Raw genomic sequence first — 14,818 nt, forward strand, 5'->3', positions numbered from 1 at the left:
CACAAGGGCAAGTAACAACCCTCACCACACCACCACCAACACACCCACACCACACCGCCAGACCACCCTGCCCACACAACGGTCAAAACACGAGGGTGCCGTCCCGGCGGGATCCGCCGGGACGGCGACAGTCGGGGCAGGGGCCTCGCGGGACTCCCCGACGGCATCCGGGGACGGCTCGACCGGTGGCGGCTCGGACACCGCACCTCCTTGGACGACGATTGCCGTCACTCTAGGCGCGGACGCACATTCTCGACGCCCCGTGTCGCCGAGCATGTGCCGCGCCGCAACCCCGCCGGACGCGCCACCACGCCGGAGGACTCCACCCCTAGCTGCGACCCCGGTCGTCGAGGGTGAGGGGAGCACGCCCGTGCACCGCGTACCGGATGTGGGTGATCTGCGGCGCGGACACGACCCGGGTCGGGGTCAGTTCGATGGCCTCGAAGTCGGCCAGGTCCAGGTCGGCGTCGAACAGCCGCATCCCGGTGCCCAGCACCACCGGCGCGATGTGCAGCTCGAACTCGTCGAGCAGACCGGCGCGCAGGACCTGCCGGAACAGGCTGCCGCCCCCGGAAACCGCCACGTCCCTGCCACCCGCGGCGGCCCGTGCCTGGGCCACCGCGCTGGCCACACCGTCGGTGACGTACGTGAAACTGGTGCCGCCCTTGCGCACCAGCGTCGGGCGGGGTCGGTGGGTGACCACGAAGACCGGTGCCCGGAACGGCGGCTCGTCGCCCCACGGCACCTCACCGCCGTCGGCCATCCGGCGACCCATCACGTACGCGCCGGCTGCCTCGAACGACTCGGCCAGGATGTCGGAGTTGACGTCCTGCGCGCCACCGGCGAAGCCCTGCCGTTCCCGCCAGGACATCGCCTCGGTGGCCCAGCGGGTCACCCGGAAGAAGCCGTGGCTCTCCGCCGAATGCAGCCAGTCACCGTCGCCGTCATGCCGGGGGCCGGCGTAGAAGCCGTCCAGCGACACCGACATCTGCGCGGTCACCTTGGTCATCTCGTTCCTCTCGGTCTAGCGACACCCGCCACGGGTGCCCGCCCGCCGATGGATCGGAGCCGAACCGACGCCAACTACCGCGATTGACTGTGATCTGAATCACCGACACGGACCTCGTTGCGACGCCGCTGTCTGCCTGGAGACAGAGACGTTCGCACCGCCGGGTGGACCGTCATCATTCGGTGAGAGATCCACTGCTCGTGGACTCGTGCCTCAAGACGGAGGAAGCGATGAGGACACTGTCCCTACGACGGTCGGCCGCCACACTGGCCGCCGCACTGGTCGCCACGCTCGCTGTTGCCCTGCTGCCCGCCACGCCGGCGCTCGCACTGCCCTCAGGTGCCGGCTGGTCGGCCTCGTGGAGCTACTACCAACCGAACGCCTATCAGTACTCCGGCACACTGCCCGGGGTACGCCTGACCGGTTACGCCACCGACAACGCCGGCACCTCGGCCACCCTCGGCACCATCGAGGACACCGCGGCGGACGGACGCTGCGCCCGGGTGATGCTGTACGCGTACGGTGTCGGCTACATCGCCGACCGCACCACCTGCGGTAACGGCAGCTACCTGACATACAACACGGTCAGCTACGACCAGGGGCTGTTGGTGATCGTCTACCGGATGATCGACGGAACGAACACCAACGACAAGGGTTTCTACATGTTCATCCCCGGCTCGGCCACCGATTCGGGGCTGCGCACCGTCGGGACCGGGGCCAGCTGGTCGTACTACACCTCCACGGCGTACCAGTACACCGTCACCCGATCCGGCGTCAGCCTCGTCGGATACGGCGTCCACCAGGCGGGGGATCTGCGTTCCTCGCTGAACACGGTGGAGAAGACCGCCGTCGCCAAGGGGGCGTGCGCCAGCGGGACGGTCACCGGCGGGACGACCGTCAGCGGCAGCACCTGCCTCAACGGCGGCACCAGTTCCTTCCACCGCAACGACCACAGCTACAACCTGGAGGCGTCCGCCTGCTACAAGCCTCTTCTCGGTACGCAGCGCTGCCTGGCGGTGAACATCCCCGAGCCCTGGTGACCCCTGCACTGCTACCAGAGTCACTTGCGGTGGCAGCCCGGCGGAGCAGGTGCCGGCGTTCAGGGTCGCTGCCGGCGAGCTCCGCCGCCCGCCGCCAGGCCGTTGCCGCGCCGGCCCGGTCGCCGGCCAGCTCCAGCAGGTGCGCGCGGACGGCGTGCAGCCGGTGGTGCCCGGCGAGGATGCCCGATTCCAGGTGCGCCAACAGGGCCAGCCCAGCGGTCGGGCCGTGCACCATGCCCACCGCCACGGCCCGGCTCAGGGACGCCACCGGGTTGGGTGCCAGGCGTTCCAGCAGCTCGTACAGGGCCAGCACCTGCGGCCAGTCGGTCTCCTCAGTGGTCGATGCCTCGGCGTGCACGGCGGCGATCGCGGCCTGGATCTGGTACGGCCCCGGGGTCGAGGTGGTCAGGGCCTGCTCCACCAGCGCGCTGCCCTCGGCGATGGCCCTCCGGTCCCACCGGCGGCGGTCCTGCTCGGTCAGCGGCACCAACTCGCCGTCCGGGCCCACCCGGGCGGCGGACCGGGCCTCGGTCAGCATCATCAGCGCGAGCAGGCCGGTGGTCTCCCCGTCCTCGGGCAGTCGGTCGTGCAGTCGGCGGGTCAGCCACAGCGCCCGCCGGGTCAGGCCGGGCCGGTGCAACTGCGGGCCGCTGCTGGCGCTGTAGCCCTCGTTGAAGATCAGGTACAGCACCTGGCGGACCGCAGCCAGCCGGGCGCTCTGCTCAGCCTCCGGCGGCAACTCGAACCGGGCACCCACCTGGCGCAGCCGCTGCTTGGCCCGGAAGATCCGCTGGGCCATGGTCTTCTCCGGCACCAGGAAGGCCGCCGCGACCTCCGCCGTGGTCAGTCCGCCCAGGGCCCGCAGGGTCAGGGCCACCTGCGCCTCGGCCGGCAACGCCGGATGGCAGCAGAGCAGGAACAACTCCAGCAGGTCGTCGCGGGGCGGGTCGGCGTCCGAGGGCGGGCCGACCAGCGCGTCACGCGGGGTGGCGTCGAGCACCGTACGCTCGCGGCGTGCCCGGGCGGCCTCGGAGCGCACCTGGTCGACGTAGCGGCGGGCGGCCACGGTGTGCAGCCAGGCCGCCGGATGCTCCGGTACGCCGTCGCGCGGCCAGCTCTCCACGGCGGCGACGATCGCCTCCTGCACGGCGTCCTCGGCTGCGGTGAAGTCGCCGTAGCGGCGCACCAGCACGCCGAGCACCTGGGGGGACAGGCGGCGCAGCAGTTCGGCGGCGTGCTCGTCGAGGCTCAGTGGTCGGCCCCCTCGCGGGCCATCAACGGCCACATCTCGATGCCGCCGCCGAGGCCGGGGGCGAACCGCAGACCCGGGTACGACCGGGCGATCTCCAGCGCCCGTTGCTCACTGTCGACATCGACCACGAAGTACGACCCGACGTACTCCTTCGCCTCCAGGTACGGCCCGTCGGTGACCACCGGGGTGTCCCCGGTCATCCGCACCGAGCGGGCCGGGGAGTCCAGCCCCTGCACGTCGACCAGTTCACCCCGGGCGCGCAGCTCCTCGTTGAAGGCGTTCACCTCGCCGATCAACGCGGCCAGGTCGCCGCCGGGCAGGCTGCCCCAGATCTGCTCGTTGCCATAGATCAACATCAGGTACTTCACCGGGAATCCTCCGAAGTGTCAGCAAGGTGACAGGACGTCAGGGCCTGCCCCGATGCACTGTTGTAGCAGGTCAGAAGGCTGCGGATGGCGGGCCCACATCCGACTCTTCACGGCCGTACGGGGACAGCAGGCCCTCCGCCGGATCGCCTGCATCATGCCCGACAGCGATGTCGCCACCCCTCAGCCCGCCAGGTTCCGCCCCCGCGTGTCAGCCGACCCCGGCCGTCGACGCGCGCCGCCGCTGGGCCGTGGTGACCCCGAACCAGGAAGGAGCGCCTGATGGCCGCTCCCACGGTGACCGCCTCTCTCCATTCGACCACCTACGCCCCCGGTGCCCAGATGCTGCTCACGGTCGCCTACGGCGAACCCGACACGAAGACCTTCACGGTCACCCTGGTGGTCACCGACGACCAGGGCAACAGCAGCGCCCCGGTCACGGTCAGCGCCGTCATCGACCCCCTGACCCTGACCGTCACGGACGACTCGGACCGTACCTGGACCCGGGTGTCGGACAACGGTGCCGTGGCCGTGTTCCGGGCGGTGACCTGATGCCCCGGGTAACCGTCACGGTCCGTGACTCGGCCGGACAGACCACCTCCGCCGCCGCCGACTACACCGTCCTGCCGCCGGTGCTCGGTGGCTACTACCTGGCCGGCAACGCCGATCCGACGGCCGACATCTCCGGCGGCAACTTCCGCTCGCTGACCCAGTACCGCAGCTTCGCCGACGCCAACATCTTCCCCGGCTACAACAAGCCGTGGCTGATCACCCTGGGCCGGTCCGGCATCCAGATGAACATGGTGCTGGAACTCAAGTACTACGGGGCCGGTGATCCCCGGGCCCAGACCTTCACGGTGGACGGGGTGCGCTACACCGTGCCGGCCCCGACGATGACCATCCAGCAGCGCCCGGGGACCACCTGGCCGAGGGCGTACGGCTATGGCCAGGTCACCTCCGGGCAGTGCGACGGACTGTTCGCCCGGGCCCTGTCGCAGTACCGGACCCTGGGCTTCGGGGTGAACATCCAGCTCGCCTCCGAACTGGACACCGACAACGAGTTCGGCACCACCGAGGACGGCAGGGCGTACACCTGGGCGCAGTCGGACGCCCGGGCGGTGCGGGCGGTGACGTACATCGTCGACTGGTTCCGGGACAAGGGGCTGCCCTCGGGGAGCACCTTCTCGGTCGGTTCCGGGGGCTTCAACCGGGCCTCCTTCACCCGGACCCATCCGGAGTCGTTGATGTCGCGGCTGGACTACCTGCAATGGAACGTGTACGCGACGAGCGCCTCGGACACCGCTCTGGCCCGGTTCCGCCGTACCAAGGACTGGGCGGTGGCCGATCTGGGGCCGGTGGCCCTGTCCCGGCGGGTGATCGTCGCCGAGTGGGGGGCCCGGGTGGCCGAGATCCCGGACCAGGCGGCCTGGATCGCCACCGTGCCGGCCGCGATCGCCCGGCTCAACGCGGAGCGGGGGCCCTTCTTCGCCCGGACCAACTACTTCAACTCCGGCTGGGGCACCTTGAGCCCCAAGGCTCCCGGGCTGGCCGCGTTGCGTGCCGCGTACGCCCGGCCGCCGTACGTCTAGGCAGGTAGCCGGCCTCCGGCGGGAGTCGGAGGCCAACCGCTTCACGGTCGCCCGCCGGTTCTGCACCGGCGGGCGACCTTGACATTGAGCCTCCTTGGTTGCATGGTTAGTTACATGAGTAATGAACCAGCCAACCAACATGGTGTGGCGGGGGAGTGATGGAGGACGGCCGGCCGATCTTCCAGCAGATCGCGGAGCTGCTGGAGAACTCGATCCTGGACGGGACCCTGGCCGAGGAGAGCCAGGTGCCCTCGACGAACGAGCTGGCGGCCTTCCACCGGATCAATCCCGCGACCGCCGCCAAGGGCGTCAACAAGCTGGTCGACGACGGAACGCTCTACAAGAAGCGAGGAATCGGGATGTTCGTCTCCTCCGGCGCCCGCGCCAAGCTGCGCGCCCGGCGCCGTGACGAGTTCGCCCGGCAGTACGTGCAACCGCTGGTGACCGAGGCACGCAAGCTCGGCATCGATCCGGCCGAACTCAAGAACATGATCGATACCTGGGAGGAGACCCGATGAACCCGGTGGTCACCGTCACCGACCTCACCAAACGGTACGGCGAGGTCGTCGCGCTGGACCGGGTCAGCTTCACGCTGGCGGAGAACCGCATCTACGGCCTGCTGGGGCGCAACGGTGCCGGCAAGACGACCCTGATGCAGCTCCTCACCGCCCAGATCTTCGCCACCAGCGGGAAGATCGCCGTCTTCGGGGAGCACCCCTACGAGAACGAGCGGGTGCTCTCCCGGATCTCCTTCATCAAGGAGAGCCAGACCTACCCGTCGACCCTGCGCGTCAAGCACGTGCTCCGAGCCGCGGCCCTGGTCCATCCCAACTGGGACGAGGAGTACGCCCAGCAGTTGGTCGAGGACTTCCGGCTACCGCCGCAGCGCAACGTCCGCAAGCTGTCGCGGGGAATGCTCTCCTCCCTCGGCATCGTCGTCGGGCTGGCCGCCCGGGCCCCGTTGACCTTCTTCGACGAGCCCTACCTGGGCCTGGACGCGGTGGCCCGGCAGATCTTCTACGACCGGCTCCTGGCCGACTTCGCCGAGCACCCGCGCACCATCGTGCTCTCGACCCACCTGATCGACGAGGTCAGCGACCTGATCGAGCACGTGCTGCTGATCGACCAGGGACGCCTGCTGCTCGACGCCGAGACCGACGAACTGCGCGGCCAGGTGGTCATCGCCTCCGGGCCGGCCGACGCGGTCGACGAGTTCGTCCGCGGCGGCACCGAACTGCACCGGGTACGCCTCGGCGCGATGGCGCGGGCCACCGTACGCGGTGATTTCGGGCCGGCCGAGCACGACCGGGCCCGTGCCGCCGGGGTGGACCTGACCGCCTCTTCCCTGCAGGACATCGTCGTACGCCTGACCACCTCGACGCACCGCTCCGCGGCCGAGGTCGGCAGTGTCGTCACGGCCGACAAGGAGGTCGTCGGATGAACCGCACCCTGACCGTCGCCCGGATGCAGTTCGTGGCCTGGCGCACCGTGGTCGGCTGGCCGTGGGGGATCCTCATCCTCAGCTTCCTGATCAACCTGGCCCTGTTCAGTGCCATCGGTGAGAGGGAGGACTTCGAGCCGACCACCGGTGGCCTGATGAGCATCTACGTAGTGATGTTCGTGGCCAGCATCGGCGCGATCACCATGGACTTCCCGTTCGCCATGGGGCTGGGTGTCTCCCGCCGCAGCTTCTACCTCGGCAACGTGCTCCACTTCGTCGCGCAGGCCGTCGTCTATGCGGGGGTGCTCTACCTGCTGGCCGTGATCGAGGAGGCCACCGACGGCTGGGGAGTGAACCTGCGCTTCTTCGGCATTCCCTTCCTGATGGTCGACAACCCGATCCTGCGGTACCTCGGCTTCGCCATCCCCTTCCTGCTGCTCGGTTTCCTCGGCATCGCCATCGCCGTGGTCTTCAAGCGCTGGGGGATGAACGGGATGCTCACCCTGTCGGCGGCGACCCTGGTGGGTCTCGGTGGCGCCGCGGTGCTGGTCACCTGGCAGGGCTGGTGGTCGGCGATCGGCGGCTGGTTCGCCGACCAGTCCGGTGCCGCCCTCCTGGTCGGCTGGCCGGCCCTGCTGACCCTGCCCCTGGCCGTGATCAGCTACCTGATCATCCGCCGCGCCACCCCCTGATGAAAGGAAGGGCCCCTTGTTAACGCCTGCGGTAGAGCAGGGGCCCCCTTTTAACACCACGACCGGTTGAACACGACGACCGGCTGTGCACCGGAGGACGCGACGGCTCACCGTGCGCAACGGGGGCGGCCCCTCCCGATCGGGTGTCGGGAGGGGCCGCGCGGTGGGGTGCGGTCAGCGCCAGGTGTCCGTCAGGCGAAGCGAGCCGGACGCGGTGGCGGTGCGGTCGGCACCCGACTCCCAGATCACCTGCCCGGAGTCGGTGCGCTTGACGTACTTGTAGGAGAAGGTGGTGCCCGCCGGCAGGGTCAGCTGCCCGGTCCAGACCGGGTACGCCGAGGGCGAGAGCCGGACCCCCTTGGCCGGATCCCAACCACCCAGGGCGGGCAGGTCCCCGACGACGTAGAGGTGCTGACCCGGCACGGTGGTGGCGGTGGCCTGGAAGGAGACCGTGGCCTGGCCGGGCGGACCGGCGGCCGGTTGGTTCCAGCTCACCGAGAAGGCCTGCCCGCCGGTGCCGGTGCGGTTGGGGTCGTTCTCCCACTGCACGCCACCGTTGCCGACCTTGACCAGCTTCCACTCGAAGGCGGTACCGGCCGGGAGGTCGACCGACCCGCTCCAGGTCGGGTAGCTGCCCGAGGTGGTGGACAGCTTCACCCCGTTGGCCGGGTTCCAGGAACCCAACTGCGGGACCGACCCGACGACGTACACCTCCTGGCCCGGGTTGGTGGTGACCGTGGCGGTGAACCGGGTCGAGTCGGCCGGCTGCGAGGGGCTGGCCGTCGGGGTCGGGGAAACGGTCGGGGAAGTGGTGGGAGTGACCGTCGGAGTGGCCGTTGGGGTCGGGCCGTCCAGGCGGGCCTCGACGTGCAGGGCCACCGCCTGATCCGCCGGGACGGCGGCGGTGAAGCTGCCACCGGAGACGGTCACCGCCCCGCCCGGGCAGGCCCCGGTGGACCGGTCGTACGCACCCCTGCCCACGTTGCAGTACCGGCCGTCCGGCAGGGAGGTGCTGAAGCTGCGGCTCCAGGTGCTGCCGGTGGCGTTGAAGGCGGCGTACCCCCGGTTGCCCCGGGCGAAGGCCAGCCGGCCGTTGCCGTCGGTGACCACCGAGCCGATGCCGGTGCCGGCGACCGCGTTGCGGAAGCCCGGCATGCCGGCCACCCCGGCGTCACGGTGCTCGCAGATCCAGGCGCTGCTGGTGCAGTCCGTGGCCAGGGTGGTGCCGTTGGAACTGCTCGGCGGGCCCTGCCCGTGCACCGAGCCGAAGGCGTAGCTCGACATCAGCTGGGGTCGGCCGTACGGGTGGGCCATCATGAAGGTGTCCGCCAGGTAGTAGCGGGCGCCGTTCTTGTAGGTGAGGGTCGGGTTCTCCCGCTGGGTGTCATGGTTGTCGATGAACACCACGGCCTGCTGCCCGGTCAGACCACCGTAGTTGGGCAGGTTGCCCAACTGCGCGATGTTGCCGTCCCGGAAGGCCGACGAGACCGCCCGCTGGTAGTCGAAGTTGGTCACCCCGCCGTACGGGGCGTACGCGGTGTAGGGGATCGTGCCGTCGCCGTACACCTCGTGGAACAGGTCCGGACGGCCGCCGAAACCGGGCACGTCACGCAGCCGGCTGATGATGTCGGCCAGGTGCGACTCCTGCACGTGCTTGGCCGCGTCCACCCGGAACCCGGCCACCCCCAGGTCGATCACCGCGTTCATGTACTTGGCGATCTTCCGCCGTACCTCCGGGTCGGCGGTGTTGAGGTCGGCCAGGTCGAGCAGTTCGCAGTCCTGGACCTCCTGCTTGTTGCCCCAGTTGTTGATCTTCCGGTAGCAGGGCCCGAAGTCGGCGTAGCCGTAGCTGTCCCCGGAACCGTCGTTGAACAGGTTCGGGTAGCTGTACTTGCCGTAGGCCGTGCCGGCGCTGCCGGGGCCGCTGTTGGTCGAGCCGGTGCCGCTCATGTGGTTGAGCACCATGTCCACGTAGATCTTCACGCCCTGGGCGCGGCAGCGCTCGACCATGTCGACGAACTGGGCCTTGGTGCCGCGCCGGGTGGCGTCCAGCCGGTACGACACCGGCTGGTAGTCCTGCCACCATGGGTAGGTGGCGCCCTCGGCGCTGGGCAGCACGACATGTTCCTGGGGCGGGGAGACCTGCACGCCACCCCAACCGTTGGGGCCGAGATTCGACTCGCACTCCTCGGCGACGGAGTTCCACCGCCACTGGAACAGGTGGACGATGGCGTCGCCGTTGGCGCGTACCTCGGCTGCGCTGGCGGGGGCGGTGCCGGCGGCGACGACGGCTAGACCGGCCGCGACAAGTGTCGCGGCCAGGGCCGCGGGTATCGCGGCGCGGGGACGGGGAACTCGCACGGGCCCTCCTCGGGGGACGGTCAGGCAGAGGTGGTGGAAGTCAGCGCTTCCTGCAAGCTATGCAAGAACTTGCGATGATGCGTGACCGTAACAGGGCCATCGATGGTTGGGAACCTCTGATTCACAAGTCGCTCATATGAGGAACAAGCCCTTGCGGACCGCTGCAATCACTGCAAAGATTTGCGTCCACATCGCTCGGAACAACCGGAGACTCACCCCGGGAGCGGCGACCGCCGTGCCCGAACCCAGTCGGACCGCCGGCACAAGTCGGGGCGGTGGGGCCGTGGGCTTTCTATGCTCGACCTCATGGAACTGCGGATCTTCACCGAGCCCCAGCAGGGGGCTACCTATGACGACCTGCTCGCCGTGGCCCGGCGTGCCGAGGAGACCGGCTTCGGCGCCTTCTTCCGCTCGGACCACTACCTGAAGATGGGGTCGGTCAGTGGCGATCCCGGCCCCACGGACGCCTGGACGACCCTGGCCGGGCTGGCCCGCGACACCCGGTCCATCCGGCTCGGCACCCTGATGACCGCGGCGACCTTCCGGTTCCCCGGTCCGCTGGCGATCACGGTCGCGCAGGTCGACCAGATGAGCGGGGGACGGGTAGAGCTGGGCATCGGCACCGGCTGGTACGACGCCGAACACAGCGCGTACGGCATGCCCTTCCCGGCCCTGGGGGAGCGGTTCGACCGGCTGGAGGAGCAGTTGGCGATCATCACCGGGATGTGGCGGACCCCCGCGGGTCAGACCTTCGACTACACCGGCCGCCACTACCAGGTCAGTGACTCACCGGCGCTGCCCAAGCCGGTGCAGCAGCCACACCCGCCGATCCTGCTCGGCGGCAAGGGCGCGAAGCGTACCCCCCGACTGGCCGCCCGCTACGCCGACGAGTTCAATCTGCCGTTCGTCTCGATCGCCGACACCGAGGCCCAGTTCGAGCGGGTCCGGGCCGCCTGCCAGGGCATCGACCGGGACCCGACCGAGCTGGTCTGGTCCAACGCGCTGGTGCTGTGCTGCGGCAAGGACGAGGCCGAGGTGGCCCGCCGGGCCGCCGCCATCGGCCGGGAGCCGGACGAGCTGCGCGAGAACGGCCTGGCCGGCACCCCCGCCGAGGTCGTCGACAAGATCGGCCAGTACGCCGCCGTCGGTAGCCAGCGCATCTACCTCCAGGTGCTGGACCTGGGCGACCTGGACCACCTGGACCTGGTCGCCGCCGAGGTGATGCCCCAGCTCTGAATTCAGCGCGACGACGAGCGCAGCACCGTGTCCAGCCGACCGTCCCGATCACTGTCCAGGTAGGTGACGTCCGGTATCCCGTCGCCGTCCAGGTCGAACTGCACCACATCGGCCACCCCGTCGCCGTCGACATCGGTGACGACCTGCACGGAGCCGTCCAGATGTCGACTGACGATCGACCGGCCGCCGCCCGGAAGGCGGGGCGGCGGCCCGGGGGTCGGCACCGGCGACGGCGTCGGTTCGGGCACGGGGTTCGGTTGCGGGCCCGGCTGGCTCGCCTCCACCAGGGGGTACGCCCCGGTCGGGCCGCTGGCCGGCTCGACCCCGCTGCCGCCCGGATCGATCTCCTCCTCGGAGGGGTACACATCGCCCCTGGGGGCGGGATCACGGTAGCTGCTCATCGGCGTAGGGTTCCCCGACGGAGCCGGCGGTAACCGTCGGCGCGGCGAAGGGGGGCGCAGTGCCGACGCACCGTAACTGGGCCGGCAACATCCAGTACTCCGCCCGGGCCTACCACCGGCCCACCTCGGTCGAGGAACTGGCGGCCCTGGTAGCCGGCAGCGACCGGATCCGAGCGGTGGGCAGCGGACACTCCTTCAACCGGCTCGGTGACACCACCGGAGACCTGGTCACCCTGGCCGGACTGCCGCAGACCGTGCACCTGGACGAGGAACGCGCCACCGTCGAGGTCCCGGCCGCGATGCGCTACGGCGACCTGGCCACCTGGCTGCACGAGCGGGGGTACGCCCTGGCCAACCTGGCCTCCCTGCCGCACATCTCGGTGGCCGGTGCGGTGGCCACCGGCACCCACGGCTCCGGCGAGCGCATCGGCAACCTGGCCACCGCGGTAGCCGCCCTGGAACTGGTCACCGCCACCGGCGAACTGCGTACCGTGCACCGAGGCAGCGACGACTTCGCCGCGATGGTGGTCTCCCTCGGCGCCCTGGGCATCGTCACCCGGGTCACCCTGGACGTGCTGCCCACCTTCGACCTGCGCCAGTACGTCCACCTCGACCTGCCCCGCCCGGCCCTGGACGAGGCGCTCGGGTCCGCGTACAGCGTCAGTGTCTTCACCGACTGGCGCTCGACCCGCGGCACCCAGGTCTGGCGCAAGCAGCTGGCGGAGGCCCCCGCGCCCCCGGCGGGCTGGCTCGGCACCACGGCGGCCGACCGGCCCTGTCACCCGGTGCCCGGGATGCCCCCGGCCAACTGCACCGAACAGCTCGGCGCGGTCGGGCCCTGGCACGAGCGGCTGCCGCACTTCCGGCTCGGCTTCACCCCCAGCAGCGGCGAGGAGTTGCAGTCCGAGTACCACCTGCCCCGGGCCTGCGCCGCCGACGCCCTGGCCGCCCTGGACGAGGTGGCACCCCTGATCGCCCCGGTGTTGCAGATCAGCGAACTGCGCACCATCGCCGCCGACGACCTGTGGCTAAGCCCGCAGTACGAACGCGACAGCCTGGCGGTGCACTTCACCTGGATCGCGGACACCGCACAGGTGCTGCCGGTGGTCGCCGAGGTGGAACGGACCCTGGCCCCGTACGCACCCCGCCCGCACTGGGGCAAGGTCTTCACCACCGCCCCCGAGGCGATCGCCGCCACCTACCCCCGCTGGCCCGACTTCGCCGCCCTGCTGCGCCACCTGGACCCCACCGCCAAGTTCCACACCCCCGCCCTCAACCCCCTCTTCCCCCGCTGACGCCGCCTCCCTCACCCTCGCCCCGGCCCCGCCGCCCGCTCTGGCCCGTCTTGCACTTTTAGTCGCTGAAAAGCGGCTTTCATTCCGTATGCACCGACGAAAAGTGCATGATCGACGGGGCTAGTGGCCGGCGGTGACCTGGTCGCGGAGGTGGCCGCGTTGGACGGCGCGGCTGATGTCGCTGGGGGAGACGATGCCGACCAGTTGGCCGTCGGCGACCACCAGGGCGCGGCCGTCGGCGCACTCGCTCAGGCGGGGCAGCAGGTCGGTGAGTTGCTCGTCGGGGGAGGCGAGGACCAGGTCCTCGGCCCGGCAGGCCACCGCCGCCAGGGTGGTGCTGCCGCGCTGGTCACCCGGCACCCCACGGACCCGGTCGAGGGTGACCAGGCCGACCGGCCGCCCGTCCTCGGTCAACGGCAGTGCGGTGTGCCGGTACGCGAACAGGTAGTTGTCGACGAAGTCCGCCACGGTCAGCTCACCCGAGGCGGTCTGCGGCTGCGGGGTCATCACCTCGCCGACCCGTACCCCACGCAGCGCGCCGCCCACCCGGGCCTGCCGTTCCTCCATGCCGGCCGCCCCGATCAGGAACCAGCCGATCAACGCCAACCAGAGCCCGCCGAACCCGGCGCCGGTGAGGAACCGCCACAACCCCAGCCCGATCAGCAGTACGCCGAGCACCCAACCCGCCCGGGCCGCCACCACCGAGGCGCGGGTCCGGTCCCCGGTGGCCTTCCACACCGCCGCGCGCAGCAACCGCCCGCCGTCCAGCGGCGCCGCCGGCAGCACGTTGAACAGCGCCAGCAGCAGGTTGATCCCGGCCAGCCAGGCCATCGCGCCCAGCAGCAGTCCCTGCACCCCGGCCAGGCTGAGCACTATCGCGATCGCCCCGAAGAACACCCCGATGATCAGGCTGACCAGCGGCCCGACCCCGGCGATGCGCAGCTCTGCGCCCGGGGTGCGGGCCTCGCCCCGCAGCTCGGCTACCCCACCGAAGAGCCACAGGGTGATCCCCTGCACGTCCAGCCCGTTGCGCTTGGCCACCACCGCGTGGGACACCTCGTGGGCGAGCAGGCCCAGGAAGAAGACCACCGCGGCAGCCAGACCCGCGAAGACGTACGCGAGCGCCGAGCGGCCCGGGTACGAGACCGGGAACAGGTTCGCCGACAACCCCCACCAGATCAGCGCGAAGATGAACAGGACACTCCAGTTCACGCCGACCGGTACGCCCGCGATCCGACCGAGCCCGAAACTCGCCCTCATGCCTGGGTGATACCCCCGGAGGCTAAACCCATGCCGTACGCCGGGTGGGCGACCTGCCCGCCGCAGTGATCGATGGGGTTTCGCTTCCGCTGACTCGACCAGCTCCGATGGTCAGTCGGCGGTCCCGGCCGGGACGACCCAGGTGGTGGGCTGGCCGGTGATCGCGGTGATCATGTCGTAGTCGCCGTCGTAGTGCAGCACGGTGGCTCCGTGCCGCTCTGCGGTCGCGCCGATCACCAGATCAGCCATCGGGAGGGCCCGGTGATTGCCCTTGTGCAGTGCCTGGAGCTGGACTTCGACCGCTCGGTCCCAGACCTCGTCGGGTGTGGCAAGCCAGTGGAAGCCGCCGAGCAGCCAGCGCGCCCGCTGAGCTTCCCTGGCCGTCCGGGCGCTCTGGATCACCTCGATCTCGATCGCGCCACACACCGCCAACAGCCCGCGCTCGGACAACTCATCGAGCACTGGTGCGACGGCCGGCTTGGGCCAGCGGGCAAGCGCGGACTTGTCGAGCAGGTACAGCTCTCGACTCACGCCGCATCCGGCGTCGAGTCGGGGTGGCCGGTGAGGTCCGGCAGGCCGCCGCTCTTGAGCCAGTCGGCGAACTCACGCCTTTTCTCCCGATCGACGGCGGCCTTCAGGGCGGCGTTGACGGTCGCCTTCTTCGTGGTCGTGCCGAAGATCTTGGCGGCTTCGGCAAGCAGTTCGTCATCGACGTCGAGGATCGTCCTGGACACGAGTTCCTCCAGCTCAGTGCGGCGCTCACGCGATGATATCAACTTGCCGTGATCTTGATATCTAATGGCTGTCCGGCGATCTGCGCGGTTGCAGGTGAGAAGAGCCGGGCGTACGCAAAATTCCGCCAGATGAGCCCATGTGG

15 protein-coding genes are annotated in these 14,818 nt (G+C 70.3%); 7 read left to right on the forward strand and 8 right to left on the reverse strand.

The window, feature by feature from the left end; translation table 11 throughout:
* Positions 1 to 328: 328 nt before the first annotated feature.
* The 3 genes from ABZ795_RS19365 to ABZ795_RS19375 all read right to left on the reverse strand — a co-directional run bounded on the left by ABZ795_RS19365 (position 329) and on the right by ABZ795_RS19375 (position 3,669).
* A complete protein-coding gene (locus ABZ795_RS19365; RefSeq protein ID WP_327024586.1) occupies positions 329 to 1,009 on the reverse strand; it encodes a dihydrofolate reductase family protein in 681 nt (226 codons plus the stop codon).
* A gap of 915 nt (positions 1,010 to 1,924) precedes the next feature.
* On the reverse strand, positions 1,925 to 3,334 hold the full coding sequence (locus ABZ795_RS19370; protein WP_357531341.1) for a sigma-70 family RNA polymerase sigma factor: 1,410 nt from the start codon (positions 3,332 to 3,334) through the stop codon (positions 1,925 to 1,927).
* Positions 3,298 to 3,669 (reverse strand): YciI family protein, encoded by a 372-nt coding sequence (locus ABZ795_RS19375; RefSeq protein WP_357531342.1) that lies wholly within the window; start codon positions 3,667 to 3,669, stop codon positions 3,298 to 3,300. The genes ABZ795_RS19370 and ABZ795_RS19375 overlap by 37 nt, the downstream gene beginning before the upstream one ends.
* Positions 3,670 to 3,948: 279 nt before the next feature.
* On the opposite strand from ABZ795_RS19375, the gene ABZ795_RS19380 reads away from it, so the two are divergent.
* The 5 genes from ABZ795_RS19380 to ABZ795_RS19400 all read left to right on the forward strand — a co-directional run bounded on the left by ABZ795_RS19380 (position 3,949) and on the right by ABZ795_RS19400 (position 7,388).
* Positions 3,949 to 4,218 carry a hypothetical protein gene (locus ABZ795_RS19380; RefSeq protein ID WP_357531343.1) on the forward strand — a complete coding sequence of 90 codons (270 nt, stop codon included), beginning with the start codon at positions 3,949 to 3,951 and terminating at the stop codon, positions 4,216 to 4,218.
* Positions 4,218 to 5,255: a hypothetical protein gene (locus tag ABZ795_RS19385; RefSeq protein ID WP_357531344.1), complete on the forward strand. Its 1,038-nt coding sequence runs from the start codon at positions 4,218 to 4,220 to the stop codon at positions 5,253 to 5,255. Before ABZ795_RS19380 ends, ABZ795_RS19385 begins: the two co-directional genes overlap by 1 nt.
* Positions 5,256 to 5,413: 158 nt before the next feature.
* The gene (locus ABZ795_RS19390) at positions 5,414 to 5,773 is read left to right on the forward strand and encodes a GntR family transcriptional regulator (protein WP_327024590.1); all 360 of its coding nucleotides are present in this window, start codon (positions 5,414 to 5,416) and stop codon (positions 5,771 to 5,773) included.
* Complete coding sequence (locus ABZ795_RS19395) at positions 5,770 to 6,696, forward strand: ABC transporter ATP-binding protein (protein ID WP_357531345.1); 927 nt, start codon at positions 5,770 to 5,772, stop codon at positions 6,694 to 6,696. The genes ABZ795_RS19390 and ABZ795_RS19395 overlap by 4 nt, the downstream gene beginning before the upstream one ends.
* Positions 6,693 to 7,388 carry an ABC transporter permease gene (locus ABZ795_RS19400; RefSeq protein ID WP_357531346.1) on the forward strand — a complete coding sequence of 232 codons (696 nt, stop codon included), beginning with the start codon at positions 6,693 to 6,695 and terminating at the stop codon, positions 7,386 to 7,388. The genes ABZ795_RS19395 and ABZ795_RS19400 overlap by 4 nt, the downstream gene beginning before the upstream one ends.
* A gap of 174 nt (positions 7,389 to 7,562) precedes the next feature.
* Here ABZ795_RS19400 and ABZ795_RS19405 read toward each other — a convergent pair whose 3' ends face one another.
* The gene (locus ABZ795_RS19405; RefSeq protein WP_357531347.1) at positions 7,563 to 9,749 is read right to left on the reverse strand and encodes a carbohydrate-binding module family 20 domain-containing protein; all 2,187 of its coding nucleotides are present in this window, start codon (positions 9,747 to 9,749) and stop codon (positions 7,563 to 7,565) included.
* A 306-nt stretch (positions 9,750 to 10,055) separates the two neighbouring features.
* Here ABZ795_RS19405 and ABZ795_RS19410 point away from each other — a divergent pair, with 306 nt between their 5' ends.
* Positions 10,056 to 10,985 (forward strand): LLM class F420-dependent oxidoreductase, encoded by a 930-nt coding sequence (locus tag ABZ795_RS19410; protein WP_357531348.1) that lies wholly within the window; start codon positions 10,056 to 10,058, stop codon positions 10,983 to 10,985.
* Positions 10,986 to 10,987: 2 nt separating this feature from the next.
* Here ABZ795_RS19410 and ABZ795_RS19415 read toward each other — a convergent pair whose 3' ends face one another.
* Positions 10,988 to 11,386, reverse strand: a complete 399-nt coding sequence (locus ABZ795_RS19415; protein WP_357531349.1) for a hypothetical protein — start codon at positions 11,384 to 11,386, stop codon at positions 10,988 to 10,990.
* Positions 11,387 to 11,445: 59 nt separating this feature from the next.
* Here ABZ795_RS19415 and ABZ795_RS19420 point away from each other — a divergent pair, with 59 nt between their 5' ends.
* The gene (locus ABZ795_RS19420; RefSeq protein WP_357531350.1) at positions 11,446 to 12,681 is read left to right on the forward strand and encodes an FAD-binding protein; all 1,236 of its coding nucleotides are present in this window, start codon (positions 11,446 to 11,448) and stop codon (positions 12,679 to 12,681) included.
* A gap of 120 nt (positions 12,682 to 12,801) precedes the next feature.
* Here the strand turns inward: ABZ795_RS19420 and ABZ795_RS19425 are convergent, their stop codons facing one another.
* The 3 genes from ABZ795_RS19425 to ABZ795_RS19435 all read right to left on the reverse strand — a co-directional run bounded on the left by ABZ795_RS19425 (position 12,802) and on the right by ABZ795_RS19435 (position 14,675).
* On the reverse strand, positions 12,802 to 13,941 hold the full coding sequence (locus ABZ795_RS19425) for a site-2 protease family protein (RefSeq protein ID WP_357531351.1): 1,140 nt from the start codon (positions 13,939 to 13,941) through the stop codon (positions 12,802 to 12,804).
* Between the two features lie 111 nt (positions 13,942 to 14,052).
* Positions 14,053 to 14,472 (reverse strand): PIN domain nuclease, encoded by a 420-nt coding sequence (locus ABZ795_RS19430; protein WP_357531352.1) that lies wholly within the window; start codon positions 14,470 to 14,472, stop codon positions 14,053 to 14,055.
* A complete protein-coding gene (locus ABZ795_RS19435) occupies positions 14,469 to 14,675 on the reverse strand; it encodes a type II toxin-antitoxin system VapB family antitoxin (RefSeq protein ID WP_327024600.1) in 207 nt (68 codons plus the stop codon). Before ABZ795_RS19435 ends, ABZ795_RS19430 begins: the two co-directional genes overlap by 4 nt.
* Positions 14,676 to 14,818: the final 143 nt, after the last annotated feature.

This window comes from Micromonospora sp. NPDC047134 (genome assembly GCF_040643455.1).
GTDB lineage: Bacteria > Actinomycetota > Actinomycetes > Mycobacteriales > Micromonosporaceae > Micromonospora.